Here is a 13098-nt window from a genome sequence, read left to right on the forward strand (position 1 = left end):
GAAGACGGACAGCCGCTGAACCCGGTCACCGCGCAGCGTTTCGTCACCGGGCGCAACGGCCGACACCTGCTGGCGGTCCGACGACTCCGGGACGCGCACGCCGTCCTCGTCTCCGGCGGCAAGCGTCAGCGCCCTGGCGTGAACCACCGTCCGACCATTGCGGTCCGGCTCAGCGCACGCGGCGGTCGAGGTAGGCCGACACCAACCGGTGCCGGACGGGGCGGAGGGGGTAGTCCCACTCGCCGACCATCTCGACCGCTTCACCGCCGAGCCCGGTCTTGAACCGCAGCAGCCCGAACAGCGGGTCACCCGGGTCGAGGGTGTCCGAGATGCCGCGCAGGTCGTAGACGTCCGCGCCGCCCACGTGGGCGTCCTGCAGCATCTGCCACTGCATGGCATTGCTGGGCCGCCACTCGCGTCCGGCCGACGCCGACGCACCGTGGGTGTAGGACACCGCCGTCCCGACCCGCGTCCGCAGCCCCGCCGCGTAGACCCGCCCCTCCCGGGAGGCGAGACAGAGCTCCAGCCGCGACGGGTCCTCGCCGCGCAGGGAGCGCCACATCCGCTCGAAGAACTCCAGCGGCAGGGGTGGGAAGCCGTCGCGGGCGGCCGTCTCCGCATACAGCTCGTGGAAGGTCGGCAGGTCGTCGGAGCCTCCGGTCGTGACGACCACTCCGGACCCGGAGGCCTTGCGGAGGTTGCGCCGCCACGGCGCGTCCAGCCGCTCGGCGGGGTCCGCGTCCGGTGCGAGCGGCACGTGCGACCGGTACCGAGGATGCATCTGGCCGCCGAACCCCGGTCCGGGCGCCTCGTACTGCGTCCACCCCTGCTCGCGCAGGCTCCTCACCACTGACGCGGCCACCTCCCCGACCTCGTCGGGCGGCACGTCCCGCAGCCGCCCAGGCCCGCGCGAGCGGAGCACTGACCGCAGTGTCTCGATACGCCACCGCCGCAGCACCAGGTCTGGCGCGATCTTGACCGAGAAGACCCCGCACGTCCGTAGATACGCCAGCAGGGACTCGAGGATCCGCTCCGGTCCGAGCCCGGCCCAGTCCACGACCGGCCCCTCGCCGATGTACGCCAGGGACCCCATCGCGGGAACGCGCCGGTAGAGCACCAAGGCGACACCGCGCAGCACCGACCCGTCGAACCAGCCCACGCTCTCTGGGGCCCATCGGGGCGGCATCACGCCCCACGAGGGGCATTGCAGGTACGAGGCGCTCGCGCAGGAGCGGACGAAGTCCAGATGCTCGGTCACCGAGACGGGCCGGACGCTGAGCGGACCGGTCACCTCGTCATCGCCGCGTCAGGCGACGTCTCGTCGCACGAACACCGTTGATGACGTTCCACTTCACCGCACCGGCGACCTCGCGGGCGTGCTCGGCGGCCGTGAAGTCCCGGGCGTTCTCGGCGTCGGCCAGTGCGCGGTCCAGGTCGTGGTCGGCGTCCTGGAGCACTCGCCAGAAGTCGCGCCGCATCGGGCCGATCGCCTCGTAGCCGTAGGACCGGTAGATCCCAGCAAAGAGCGGCTGGAACAGGCGTACCCGCTCGTGCAGCCCGCTGGAGTAGGACATCGGGTTCTTGTGGCGCTTGAGGATGTAGTCGGGCAGCACGTCGGCGAAGGTGTGCCGCAGGATCCACTTCTCGTACCCGTCCCGCATCTTCATCGAGGCGGGCAGTCGCATCGCCATGGTGAGCATGTCGAGGTCGAGGTAGGGCACCCGCGCCTCGACACCGTTGCCCATGCTGGTCCGGTCGACCCGCTGCAGCTCGGTGCGGCTCAGGTGCTGGATCTTGTGGAGGAACAACGCATTCGACTGCTCGGGCGAGATCTCGCGGTACATGTCGTAGCCGCCGAACAGCTCGTCCGACCCGTCTCCGGTCAGGACGACCTTGACGCCGCTGGCGTGGACCTTCTGAAACAGCTTCAGCGAGACCACAGCGTTGATGACGTCGCCGTACTCGGTCGCCTCGCTGACCCGGATCGCCTCGCGTACGTCGGCCAGCCCGATGTCCCTCGGCCGCAACGTGACCACCTCGTGCCGCACCCCGAGGTCGGCGGTGAGGCGACGCGCATACGCGAGGTCCTCGCTGCCCTCGGTGCCGACGGTGAACGCGACGCAGTCCGGGTGCATATCGCGCACGTGAGCGAGCGCCAGCGAGCTGTCCAACCCGCCGGACAGGATGACGCCGACGGTGAGGTCGGTGTCGACCCGCATCCGCACCGCTTCGCGGTAGGTCCGCCGGACGAGGTCCATCGCGTCGTCGAGGTCGTCGACCATCGGCTGGCCCTCGCCGAGCCGGAGCAGGTCGAGGTAGGGGTGCAGCTCGGGGGCCTCGCCGGGCTCGGCCCAGCCGCAGTGACCCGGCGGCACCTCGTGGACGACGATCCCGCGGCCCAGCGGACCGACCAGCGACTTGACCTCCGAGGCGACCGCCAGCCGGCCGTCGACGAGCGTCCAGTAGAGCGGCTTGACCCCGGCGGGGTCGCGAGCCAGGAAGACGCGGCGGGTATGCCGGTCGACCAGTCCGAAGGCGAACTCACCCCGGAAGCGGAGCAGGGCGTCCTCGCCCCAGGCCAGCACCCCTTCGAGGGCCACCTCGGTGTCGGAGATCGACCGCAGCTCGTGACCCGCGCTCAGCAGCTGCTCGCGCAGCCGCTCGAAGTTGAAGATCTCGCCGTTGTAGGACAGCGCCCAGCGGCCGTCGGCGGACAGCCACGGCTGCACCGCGCGGTCGCGGTCGACGATCCGCAACCGGTGGGTGCCGAGCAGGGCCTCGTCGTCGAGGAGGGTCTCCTCGACCTCGCCGCGGGGCCGAACCGTGTCGAGCATGGCCGCGAAGGTCGCGGCGTGCTCACGCGCGCCCGGGCCGACGAGCAGGGCGATGCCACACATCTAGTTCGTCACTCGCAGTCCGTCGATGTCAGAGTCAGGGCAGGATCAGGGGAGGGTCAGGGAGGGGTCACGGTACGCGGCGACGTGCTCGGGGTTGAGGCACAGGTGCCAGGCCTGGCCCTCGCCGATCACGTTGAGCACCCCGCGGTCCCGGTAGTCGGTGAGGATGCCCCGCAGGCTCTCGGCCGCACCGAACGTCTCGAACCATGTCATCTCGACATCGGCGCCCCAGCCGAGGCAGTGCGAGCTGGGCAGCAGGGCCGAGTAGCCCAGCTCGCTCAGGTGGCGCTGGTGCTCGATGCTGCGCACGATGCTGTTGACCCACAACGGGGGGGTTCCGGTCGGCGCCTCCTTCTGGAGCAGGTCGGCCACCTCGTTGAGCAGGGCGACGATCTCCGGTCGGGCGGCGAGGAACTTCATCCCCGACACCTGCGGTCGACGGCGTGGTGTCAACCGGCGCAGCGCCGCGTCGCGGCCCCGGCCCACCAAGCCCTCGGGCTGCACCGCGAACCGGAACCGCAGCGCCCCTGCCTTGTCCAGCCGAGGGAGCGAGACGAGATCCGGCGCGTCCTCGACCGCCGCCTCGTCGGCGTACGGCGTGACGTGCGACCACCACATGGCGTCGAGCTGGTGGAGGACGAGGATCCGCACGAGGGCCGACCGGCTCTTGGGGCTGGACGGTAGCCGCAGCTTGGGGTCCTCGAGCTCTTGGCGGGCGGCGGCCAGGAGCGCGCCGCGGGTCTCCGCCGCTCGGTCGATGACCTGTCGCGCGGCGGGGCCGTGGAGCTCGCCGCCGAGGACGTCGAGCGCTGTGGCGTTGTCATTGCCGGCGTCGAGAGCAGCCGTCATCGCCTCGACGGCGGCATCCACCTCGGAGTGGTAGGCCGACACCAGCGCTGGGTGCGCCGGCCTGCTGGTCGCGACCACGAGGGGCGACCTTATCCGCCGGGTAACGGCGTCGACAATTCAGCGCGGTTGGGAGAATCCGGTGAGTGTCCCGCTATCCGGCGAGCTCCACGAGGACCGGCGCGTGGTCGGACGGCGTCTTGCCCTTGCGCTCCTCGCGGACGATCTCGGCGTGCTCGACCCGGGTGGCCAGCGCCGGGGAGCCGAGCACGAAGTCGATCCGCATCCCCTGCTTCTTGGGGAACCGGAGCTGCTGGTAGTCCCAATAGGTGTAGGTACCAGGGCCTGGCGCGTACGGGCGGACGAGGTCCTGGAAACCCGCGTCGACGACCCCCTGGAACGCGGCGCGCTCGCCGGGCGACACGTGCGACTTGTCCACGTAGAAGTCCATGCTCCAGACGTCCTCGTCGAACGGCGCGATGTTCCAGTCGCCCATGAGCGCGATCTCGGCGGACGGGTCCTTCTCGAGCCAGCCGGCGGCGGCGTCGCGGAGCCGGGCCAGCCAGTCGAGCTTGTAGACCATGTGTGGGTCGTCGATGTTGCGCCCGTTGGGGATGTAGAGCGACCAGACCCTGATGCCGCCGACGGTGGCGCCGATCGCCCGGGCCTCGCTCGCGATGGGCTCACCCCACCCGGGCATCCCGTCGAACCCGATCTCGATGTCGGTCAGCCCCACCCGCGAGGCGATCGCCACGCCGTTCCACTGGTTGACGCCGACGTGGGCGACCTCGTAGCCCAGCGCCTCGAAGGTGAGGTAGGGGAACTGGTCCTCGCGAGCCTTGGTCTCCTGGATGGCAAGCACGTCGAGGTCGGCTCGCTTCAGCCAGTCCTCGACGCGTTCGATGCGGGACCGGATGGAGTTCACGTTCCAGGTCGCGATGCGCATCACGGCAACCTATCGGCCTACGCTGACGCCCATGACGACCGCGTTGGTGACCGGGGCCACGGCCGGGATCGGGTACGAGTTCGCCCGTCAGCTCGCCGAACGCGGGCACGACATCGTGCTCGTCGCTCGCGACCGGGTCCGGCTGGAGAACGTGTCCGACGAGCTGCGCCGCGACTACAAGATCCGGTCCGAGGTGCTGGTCGCCGACCTGTCCGACCGCGCCCAGATCGGGAAGGTCGCCCAGCGGCTCGCCGAGGATGCGCGACCGGTCGACCTCCTCGTCAACAACGCCGGGTACGGCATGAAGAAGGGGTTTCTGGCCAACGAGATCGAGGTCGAGGAGGCGATGCTCGACGTGCTGTGCACGTCCGTCCTCGTCCTCTCGCACGCGGCCGCGCGGGCGATGAGGACCCGCGGCCGCGGCGGCATCATCAACGTGTCCTCGGTGGCCTCGTATGCGTCGATGGGCACCTACTCGGCGGCCAAGGCCTGGGTCCGCTACTTCTCCGAGGGGCTTTCCCGCGAGCTGACCGGGTCCGGTGTGACCTGCATGGCCCTGTGCCCGGGCTTCACGCATACCGAGTTCCACGAGCGGGGCCGGATGAACATGTCGCGGCTGCCCGAGTTCATGTGGCTCGACGCCGCGGCGGTGGCCCGGCAGGGCCTGGACGACGCCGCGAAGGGCAAGATCGTGTCGGTGCCGGGGGTGCAGTACAAGACGCTGGTCGGCGTGATGAACGCCGTGCCGCGGGTCCTCGTGCGCGACGTGTCCAGCGTGATCGCGCGACGCCGGCGGACCCAGGGCAGCTGAGCCCGCGCCGGGGCTCCACAACTCGGACATGTCCGAGCTGAGGTGGGCCGGGCCGTAGCGTGACCGGGTGGACGTCCGGCTGGAGTGGGGCCCCACCGGTGCGGCGGTGCTGGCACCGGAGTGCGATGTGGCCGTGGTGGTCGACGTCCTCACGTTCTCGACGACGGTCACCGTGGCGGCGGACCGCGGCGTCGCGGTGCGGCCGTTTCGGTGGGCGGATGCCTCCGCCGAGGACGAGGCGCGCCGGCTGGATGCGACCCTCGCGAGGTCCCGCGGAGAGGCCAAACCGGGCGACGTGAGCCTCTCGCCGGAGACCTTCCGGACGGCGGGCGACCTGAGCCGGGTCGTGGTGCCGTCGCCCAACGGGTCGACGATCTGCGCGATCCTCGCCGAGGCGGGCGCCGACGTCGTCGTGGCCGGCCTGCGCAACCGGAGGGCCGTCGCTGCGCACCTGTCGGCTCGCGGCGGCCGGGTGCTGGTCGTCCCTGCGGGCGAGCGGTGGCCGGACGGCTCACTGCGGCCCGCGATCGAGGACCTCTGGGGGGCGGGCGGCGTCGTGGCCGCGCTCCTCGAGACCGATTCCTCCGTCGAGGCGAGCGAGGAGGCACTGGCCGCGGCCTCCGCATACCGGCTGGTCGAACCCCGGATCGAGGCGGCGCTCGCCGCGTGCCCGAGCGGTCAGGAGCTGACCGGCTGGGGGTATGCGTCGGACGTCACCATCGCCGCGGAGCTCGACGCGAGCCAGGCGGTGCCGATGCTCCAGGACGGCTGGCTCGTAGCGGAGTAGCGACTCAGTAGAGGCCGGCCGAGTAGGCCTCGCCGTAGTAGCGCTCGAGCTCCTCGAGGGAGTCGTCCGGGCGCTCCAGCTGCTGGGCGATACAGGCGCGGGAGGGGACGGCGTCGGGGTTCCACGTCTCCGGCTTCCACAGCTGGCTGCGCAGGAACGCCTTGCCACAGTGGAAGAACACCTCCTCGACGTGGACCTCCAGGGCGAGCACCGGGCGGTGGCCCTTGACGACGAGCTCGTCGAACCACGGCGCGTCGCTGACCAGCCGGCATGTGCCGTTGACCCGCAGCGTGTCGGTCCGGCCGGGGATGAGGAAGATCAGGCCGACGTGCGGGTTGGCCAGGATGTTGAGGTAGCCGTCGGCGCGCTTGTTGCCCGGACGCTCGGGGATGACCACCGTCGAGTCGTCGAGCACGTGCGCCAGGCCGGCGGGGTCGCCCTTCGGTGACGCGTCCACGCCGCCGCCTGCCGACGTTGCCACGACGCAGAAGGGGGACGCCGCGATCCACTGGCGGTGCAGCGGGGCGAGCCGGGGCTGGACCTTGTCGACGACGCGCTGGATCGGGTATCCGATGACGGCGCGCAGGTCCTCCTCGTCGGTGACGTACGCGGTATGCGTGGCATGAGCGGCAGCCGTCATGCCGTCGAGGCTACGGGAGGGCCACCGGGCCGGTCGCCTAGATTTGTCACCGTGAGCAACGACGAACGCCCCGACGTCGCGACCGCCCGAGCCAAGCTCCTCGACATCGTCAAGGCCAAGGCGATCGTCCACGGCAAGGTCACCCTGTCGTCCGGCCGCGAAGCCGACTACTACGTCGACCTGCGCCGCATCTCCCTCGACGGGGAGGCCGCGCCCCTCGTGGGCGTGGTCATGCGTGACCTCACGAAGGACCTCGACTACGAGGCCGCGGGCGGGTTGACGTTGGGCGCCGACCCGGTGGCCACCTCGATGCTCCACGCCGCGGCCGCTGCCGGTGAGCGATGCGACGCCTTCGTGGTTCGCAAGGAGGGGAAGGCCCACGGCCTGCAGCAGCGGATCGAGGGTCCGTCGGTGGCCGGGCGCCGAGTCGTCGTCGTGGAGGACACCACGACCACCGGCGACTCGCCGATCGCGGCGATCCGGGCCGTCCGCGAGGCCGGCGGCGAGGTCGTCGCCGTGGCGACCATCGCGGATCGGGCGACGGGCGCGGCCGCGAAGATCGAGGCCGAGGGCGTCGCCTACCGGTTCGCTTACACCCTCGAGGACCTCGGTCTGGCGTAGCCGCCCCACGAAGTTCTCCGCTCCGCTCCGATACTTCGCGGGGACCCCGACCCGTAGCCCAACCCCTAGGCTTCCCCCATGTCCACCACCCTGATCGTCATCCTGGTCATCGTCGTGGTGCTCGGACTGATCTTCGCCGGGCTCTACAACGGGCTGGTCAAGCTGAGGAACGTCGTCCAGGAGTCCTGGGCGCAGATCGACGTCGAGCTCAAGCGCCGCCACGACCTCATCGGCAACCTCGTCGAGACGGTCAAGGGCTACGCCTCGCACGAGCGGGGCACGCTCGACGAGGTCACCCGGGCTCGCGCCGCGGCGATGGCGCCCAACCAGGGCCCCGCGCAGGCCGCACAGTCCGAGGGCGAGCTGTCCCGGGCCCTGGTCAACCTCCAGGCCGTCTCCGAGGCCTACCCGGACCTCAAGGCCAACCAGAACTTCATGTCGCTCCAGAACGAGCTCAGCTCGACCGAGGACCGCATCGCCGGCGCGCGCCGCTACTACAACGCCAACGTCCGCGCCCTCAACACCAAGGTCGAGACGCTGCCGACGAACTTCATCGCCGGCATGGCCGGCGTGACCAAGGCGGAGTACTTCGAGACCGAGGGCATCGCCCGAGAGGCCCCTCAGGTCAGCTTCGGCACCAACGGGCCGGCGACCCCGGCAGCACCGTCGGGGCCGTCGGTCGGCCAGGGTCCGGCGGCCGGCGGTCAGCTCCCGCCTGGGCCGCAGGACTCGCCGCCGCCCCAGGGGTGACGTCGCCGGCGGGGTCTCGTTCCGTGTTGCGGCGGCTCACCGGCTTCACGGTCCTGCCGCTGCTCTCGCTCGTCACGCCGTTCCTCCTGCTGCCGGTCGTCGCCCGGGTCGCCGGTCCGTCGGGCTGGTCGAGCTTCCTCGCCGGACAGGCTGTCGGGATGGTCGGGGCGACCGTCGTCTTCTGGGGCTGGAACGTCGGCGGCCCCGTCCTCGTCGCCCAGGCGTCGTCCGCGGTCGAGCGGGCCGAGGTGTATGCGGCGAGCCTGCGGACGCGGTACCTCCTGCTTCTCGGGGTGGTCCCGGCCACGGCGGTGGTGAGCGCCCTGGTCGCGCAGCCCGGTCACCGGGTGGACGCGTCGGCGATGGCGGTGGCGACGTCGCTGCTCGGGCTCTCGCCGTCCTGGTTCGGGATCGGCGTGGGGGACCCGTGGCTGCTGTTCTGGTACGACACCATGCCGCGTGTGGTCGCGGCGGTCGTCGGTGCCGGCGTGGTGTGGGCGACCGGACTCGTCTGGACGTACCCGGCGCTGCTCGCCCTGTCGGTGGTGGTCGCGCTGATGGCGTTCCGGCGGCGGGTCGTGGCGGGGGTGGTCCGGAGCTCGCCGTTCCCGGTCTCGCGATCCGGGGGCGAGCTGCGCACCCACCTGGGCACCGCAGGGATCAACCTCGCCGCGACGGCGTATGCGTCGACGCCGGTCCCGGTCGTGACGGTCGCTTTCCGCCCGCAGGTGTCCTCGGCGTTCGCGTCGGCCGACGCCGCATACCGGCTCGGGCTGTTCACGGTGACCGCGATGGGGAACGCGTTCCAGGGGTGGACGCTGGAGGCGGGGACCGGTGGCGAGCGGCGGTCACGGCACCGTGCGGCGTTCCTCTCGCACCTGGTGCTGGGCATTGTCGGCGGTCTGCTGTTCGCGGCGCTGGGGCCCTGGGTGACGGGGTTCGTGTTCGGTCCGGCCGTGGCGGCGCCGCGGGACGTGTGCGTCTGGTACGGCGTGGCGTTCCTGTTCCTCAGCGTGAGCACGCCGCCGATCCGCAACCTGCTGGTCCCCGCCGGACGGATCCGCCTGGTGCTGGGGTGGACGTTGGGTTCGGCCGTGGTGGGCCTGGTGCTGATGATCGGCGCCGCCGTGGCCGGGTGGAGCGCCGGCGTCGCGGCCGGGATGGCGGTCAGCGAGGCGGTCCTGCTCGCCGGCCTGCTCGGCCCCGCCCTCCGCGCGTCCCGATCGGCCACCCCATGACCCATCCATCTTCCAGACGCCCGTTGTTGCCAGTTTCGACGCCGCCGAGGGGCCAGAACTCACAACAACGTGGGGTTGGAAGCGGGAAGGCGTCGTGAGTGGCGCACCGCAGGACCTCCGGGTGGTGGCCGTTGTCACGGCCTACGGCCCGGGGCCGGGGCTGGCGGGGCTGATCGACGAGGTCGCGCCCCAGGTCGAGAGCGTCCTCGTCGTCGACGACGGCTCGACCTCCGGGCTCGACGTCGTCGCTGCCCTCGAGGAGCGCCCCGGCGTACGCGTGATCCGGCAGGCCAACGCCGGTGTCGCTGCGGCCCTGAACGCCGGCGTCCGGGCCGCCCTCACCGACGAGCGCGCCGACGCCGTCCTGACCCTGGACCAGGACTCCGGACTCCCGCCGACCTACGTCGCCCGAGCGGTCCGAGCCTGGAGGGACGCGGTGAACCGCGGCATACCCGTCGCCTTCGTCTGCGCCTCGAGCTACAGCGGTCGACGCACTCCCACCCGTGGCGTCGTCCAGGGCTACGCGCGGGCGTTCGACCCGATGCAGTCCGGGGCGCTGGTGCCCGCCACGACCTACCGCGACGTCGGCTGCTACGACGAGGGGCTGGTCATCGACGCCGTGGACTCCGAGTTCACCGTGCGGTGCCTCGCCGCCGGGCTCGAACCCCTGGTGGCGCCGGGCTGCGAGCTCACCCACGGCATGGGCGAGCGCACCTCGGCGCACGTGCTGGGCCGGGACGTCGCGTACAACCGGCACTCGCCCGAGCGGGTCTACTACATGGCCCGGAACGCCACGTTGATCACCCGGCGGCACGCCCGTGACGAACCCACGTGGGCGCTGCGGCGGCTCGCGGAGGAGGCCAAGGCGCATACCCTCCGCCTGGCCCTCGACCCCGCTCGGGCGGACCTGGCCCGCGCCGCCGTCGCCGGTGTCCGGGACGGACTCAGGGGCCGCACCGGCCGCCGGCCGGACGCCTAGACCTGGTCGCGCCTGCCGGTCTCGAGCTCCTCGGGCGTGGGGGTGTCCCGCTCCAGCTCCGTGGCCGACGGGGTGCGGTCGCGGCGGTGGCGCCACCATTCGACGGCGGCGGGGATCAGTGAGACGAGGACGACGAGGACGATGGCGATGTCGAGCTTGTCCTGCAGGACGGGGAAGGCCTGGCCGAGGAAGTAGCCGAGGAAGGTGACGGAGCAGACCCAGAGTGCGGCTCCGACGGCTGACCAGGTGAGGAACCGGCGCCGGTCCATCTTGCTGATGCCGGCGACGACGGTGACGAAGGTGCGCACGATGGGGACGAACCGGCCGATGACCAGGGCCTTGTTGCCGTGTTTGTCGAAGAAGTCGTGGGTCTGGTCCCAGTACCTGCGTTTGATGATGCGTCCGTCGTGGCGGTAGATCGACGGGCCGAGGGCGCGGCCGATCTCGTAGCCGACGACGTTGCCGAGGAACGCGGCGGCGAACAGCAGGATCAGCGCGAGCCAGAGGCTGATGGGCAGCTTGCCGGTGGCGATGAACAGGCCGATGGCGAACAGGAGGGAGTCGCCCGGCAGGATCGGGAAGAACAGGCCGCACTCGATGAAGAGGATGGCCAGGCTGACCCAGATCAGGGCGGTGCCGTACTGGGTCAGGAGGTAGTTGGGGTCCATCCAGCTAGGACCCAGCATGGGCACGGCGAACTGGACCGCGTGGAGCATCACAGGGAGAACGGTATGCGCCAGAGCCAGGTTCCGTCGCATCCTGAGCGCGTCGCACGGCCGCATACGGTGTCCCGGTGACTGAGGTGGGCGTCGGCCAGTGGCCCGGACCCTGGCCGGAGGGCGACCACTGGGACCCCGAGCTGCTCGCCGAAGGTGACCGGCGCAACGTCGAGGACCGCTACCGCTACTGGCGGCACGACGCGATCGTCGCCGACCTCGACACCCGGCGGCACCCGCTCCACGTGGCGGTCGAGAACTGGGGCCACGACTTCAACATCGGCTCGGTGATCCGGACCGCGAACGCGTTCAACGTGGCGGCCTTCCACATCGTCGGGCGCCGGCGCTGGAACCGGCGCGGCGCCATGGTCACCGACCGTTACCAGCACGAGGTCCACCACCCGACGGTGGCCGACCTGGCGACCTGGGCGGCCACCACCGGCATACCGCTCGTCGGCATCGACAACCTGCCCGGCTCGGTCGCGATCGAGGGGTATGCGTTGCCGCCGGCCTGCGTGCTGGTCTTCGGTCAGGAGGGGCCGGGCCTCTCCCCGGAGATGCGGGAGGCCTGCGAGGTCGTCCTCCACATCACCCAGTACGGCTCGACGCGGTCGATCAACGCCGGCGCCGCGGGGGCGATCGCCATGCACATGTGGGTTCTCCAGCACGGCGGGGAGGTTCAGAGGCCGTAGACCCGGGCCGCGTTGTCGCGCGCCACCATCCCGGCCAGGTGCGCTGCGTCGTCCTCGCCGAGGTCCCCGTCGGCCAGCAGGTCGTCGACCATCCGGGCGAACCCCCGCCGGAAGAGCAGGGCGCCGAGCAGGTAGTGCTCGGCCAGCCCGTAGGCGTCGGTGGAGAACAGCAGCGAGCCGAACGGCACCAGCTCGAGGGTCTCCCGGATCGGGCCGGCGGACAGGGCGCCGGTGTTGTGGACCGCCAGGCCGAGGTCCATGAACGCGTGGTCGAACACCTGGGCGAGGTATGCCGCGTGGCGGTGGAACGGGTAGGTGTGCAGCATCAGGACGGGGACGCCGAGGTCCTGGGTGCCGCGCAGGAACGGCGTCAGGTGCAGCGGGTCCGCGGCGAGCAGATCGAGGTCGGGGTCGCCGTAGCCGGTGTGGATCTGGAGGGGAAGTCCAAGCTCCAGCGCGGTGTGGGCGAGCCAGCCGCTGACGGCCCGCTCGGCCACCCGCTGGGGGTCGGCGTCGCGCAGGGCGGCGACGAGGGCATCGGGTCCGGGCTTCTCGGCCGGGAGGTCCAGGCCGACCCGGTATGCGGCGATGCTCTTCGCGGCGATGGCGCCGCTGGTGCGGAGCCGGTCCTCGACGGCTCCCGGGACGTCGGCGGTCTCCTCGCGGAGCACCTCCTCCACCACCCGTTCGAGGCGGACGACCTCGTACGCGTCGCCGTCGGCCAGCCCGGCCAGCTCGGCCGGGGTCGTGAGGGCGGTGCCGCCGGGGCCGTCGAGGCCGGTGTCGACGAGGAAGGTGCCGATCCCCGAGGCGGTGAGGAACCGCCGGTTGACCTCGGTCGCGCCGAGCTCGCGTCGTCGGGCCAGGTAGGCGTCGGCCGGGGCGAGCGGTTCTAGGTCCAGCAACGGCGCGCAGTGCCGTCGGATCGCGAGTCCGAGCATCGAGTCGAACAACGACGTCCCGAGGGGTGACGCGCCCGGCGCCTCGTTCATCAGGGCCTCGAACCCGTCGCGCTCGAGGTCGGTGGTGACGAGACCGTGGCAGTGGTGGTCGGTGAGCACCCCGAGCCGGTCGGACTCCGGTCTCACGAGGTGGCGGGCGCGTCGGCGGGGTTGTCCGGCGACTCGTCGAGGTGTCGGAACGCCGCGGACATCCGGTGGGCCAGCCCGGGGACG

At 71.6% G+C, this 13098-nt stretch carries 14 protein-coding genes; 7 read left to right on the top strand and 7 right to left on the bottom strand.

The genetic code is table 11. The features are described from left to right. Nucleotides 1-169: 169 nt before the first annotated feature. The 4 genes from VIG79_RS05805 to VIG79_RS05820 form a co-directional block, all read right to left on the bottom strand. Nucleotides 170-1258, bottom strand: a complete 1089-nt coding sequence (locus tag VIG79_RS05805) for a lipid II:glycine glycyltransferase FemX (protein ID WP_331883292.1) — start codon at nucleotides 1256-1258, stop codon at nucleotides 170-172. A 37-nt stretch (nucleotides 1259-1295) separates the two neighbouring features. After that, nucleotides 1296-2897, bottom strand: coding sequence for an asparagine synthetase B family protein (locus VIG79_RS05810; RefSeq protein ID WP_331883295.1), 1602 nt, complete (start codon nucleotides 2895-2897; stop codon nucleotides 1296-1298). 45 nt (nucleotides 2898-2942) lie between these two features. Further along, complete coding sequence (locus VIG79_RS05815; protein ID WP_331883298.1) at nucleotides 2943-3824, bottom strand: hypothetical protein; 882 nt, start codon at nucleotides 3822-3824, stop codon at nucleotides 2943-2945. A 73-nt stretch (nucleotides 3825-3897) separates the two neighbouring features. Next, complete coding sequence (locus VIG79_RS05820) at nucleotides 3898-4689, bottom strand: exodeoxyribonuclease III (RefSeq protein ID WP_331883301.1); 792 nt, start codon at nucleotides 4687-4689, stop codon at nucleotides 3898-3900. A 31-nt stretch (nucleotides 4690-4720) separates the two neighbouring features. On the opposite strand from VIG79_RS05820, the gene VIG79_RS05825 reads away from it, so the two are divergent. Continuing rightward, nucleotides 4721-5500: an SDR family oxidoreductase gene (locus VIG79_RS05825; protein WP_331883304.1), complete on the top strand. Its 780-nt coding sequence runs from the start codon at nucleotides 4721-4723 to the stop codon at nucleotides 5498-5500. Between the two features lie 67 nt (nucleotides 5501-5567). Then, nucleotides 5568-6287 (top strand): 2-phosphosulfolactate phosphatase, encoded by a 720-nt coding sequence (locus VIG79_RS05830; RefSeq protein WP_331883306.1) that lies wholly within the window; start codon nucleotides 5568-5570, stop codon nucleotides 6285-6287. Nucleotides 6288-6291: 4 nt separating this feature from the next. Here the strand turns inward: VIG79_RS05830 and VIG79_RS05835 are convergent, their stop codons facing one another. Further along, nucleotides 6292-6927 carry a pyridoxamine 5'-phosphate oxidase family protein gene (locus tag VIG79_RS05835; RefSeq protein ID WP_331883309.1) on the bottom strand — a complete coding sequence of 212 codons (636 nt, stop codon included), beginning with the start codon at nucleotides 6925-6927 and terminating at the stop codon, nucleotides 6292-6294. Between the two features lie 51 nt (nucleotides 6928-6978). On the opposite strand from VIG79_RS05835, the gene pyrE reads away from it, so the two are divergent. The 4 genes from pyrE to VIG79_RS05855 all read left to right on the top strand — a co-directional run bounded on the left by pyrE (nucleotide 6979) and on the right by VIG79_RS05855 (nucleotide 10515). Beyond that, the gene (gene pyrE, locus VIG79_RS05840; protein ID WP_331883312.1) at nucleotides 6979-7548 is read left to right on the top strand and encodes an orotate phosphoribosyltransferase; all 570 of its coding nucleotides are present in this window, start codon (nucleotides 6979-6981) and stop codon (nucleotides 7546-7548) included. A gap of 78 nt (nucleotides 7549-7626) precedes the next feature. Then, nucleotides 7627-8298, top strand: coding sequence for a LemA family protein (locus VIG79_RS05845; RefSeq protein ID WP_331883315.1), 672 nt, complete (start codon nucleotides 7627-7629; stop codon nucleotides 8296-8298). Nucleotides 8299-8321: 23 nt separating this feature from the next. Beyond that, nucleotides 8322-9536 carry a polysaccharide biosynthesis protein gene (locus tag VIG79_RS05850; RefSeq protein WP_331883317.1) on the top strand — a complete coding sequence of 405 codons (1215 nt, stop codon included), beginning with the start codon at nucleotides 8322-8324 and terminating at the stop codon, nucleotides 9534-9536. A 94-nt stretch (nucleotides 9537-9630) separates the two neighbouring features. Further along, a complete protein-coding gene (locus tag VIG79_RS05855) occupies nucleotides 9631-10515 on the top strand; it encodes a glycosyltransferase (RefSeq protein WP_331883320.1) in 885 nt (294 codons plus the stop codon). Here the strand turns inward: VIG79_RS05855 and VIG79_RS05860 are convergent. Continuing rightward, the gene (locus tag VIG79_RS05860; RefSeq protein ID WP_331883333.1) at nucleotides 10512-11231 is read right to left on the bottom strand and encodes a DedA family protein; all 720 of its coding nucleotides are present in this window, start codon (nucleotides 11229-11231) and stop codon (nucleotides 10512-10514) included. The two genes, VIG79_RS05855 and VIG79_RS05860, sit on opposite strands and share 4 nt — an antisense overlap. Before the next feature lie 77 nt (nucleotides 11232-11308). Between VIG79_RS05860 and VIG79_RS05865 the strand changes: the two genes are divergently transcribed. Next, nucleotides 11309-11923, top strand: a complete 615-nt coding sequence (locus tag VIG79_RS05865) for a TrmH family RNA methyltransferase (RefSeq protein ID WP_331883323.1) — start codon at nucleotides 11309-11311, stop codon at nucleotides 11921-11923. Here VIG79_RS05865 and VIG79_RS05870 read toward each other — a convergent pair. Continuing rightward, nucleotides 11911-13011: an amidohydrolase family protein gene (locus VIG79_RS05870; protein WP_331883326.1), complete on the bottom strand. Its 1101-nt coding sequence runs from the start codon at nucleotides 13009-13011 to the stop codon at nucleotides 11911-11913. The genes VIG79_RS05865 and VIG79_RS05870 overlap by 13 nt on opposite strands. Between the last annotated feature and the right edge of the window lie 87 nt (nucleotides 13012-13098).

This window comes from Lapillicoccus sp., assembly GCF_036559105.1.
Classification (GTDB): domain Bacteria; phylum Actinomycetota; class Actinomycetes; order Actinomycetales; family Dermatophilaceae; genus Lapillicoccus.

Bases quoted from the DNA above. Each gene is read 5' to 3' on its own strand.
- VIG79_RS05810 (WP_331883295.1), bottom strand. From the start codon at position 2,897: ATGTGTGGCATCGCCCTGCTCGTCGGCCCGGGCGCGCGTGAGCACGCC.
- VIG79_RS05825 (WP_331883304.1), top strand. From the start codon at position 4,721: ATGACGACCGCGTTGGTGACCGGGGCCACGGCCGGGATCGGGTACGAG.
- VIG79_RS05845 (WP_331883315.1), top strand. From the start codon at position 7,627: ATGTCCACCACCCTGATCGTCATCCTGGTCATCGTCGTGGTGCTCGGA.
- VIG79_RS05860 (WP_331883333.1), bottom strand. From the start codon at position 11,231: ATGCTCCACGCGGTCCAGTTCGCCGTGCCCATGCTGGGTCCTAGCTGG.
- VIG79_RS05820 (WP_331883301.1), bottom strand. From the start codon at position 4,689: ATGCGCATCGCGACCTGGAACGTGAACTCCATCCGGTCCCGCATCGAA.
- VIG79_RS05835 (WP_331883309.1), bottom strand. From the start codon at position 6,927: ATGACGGCTGCCGCTCATGCCACGCATACCGCGTACGTCACCGACGAG.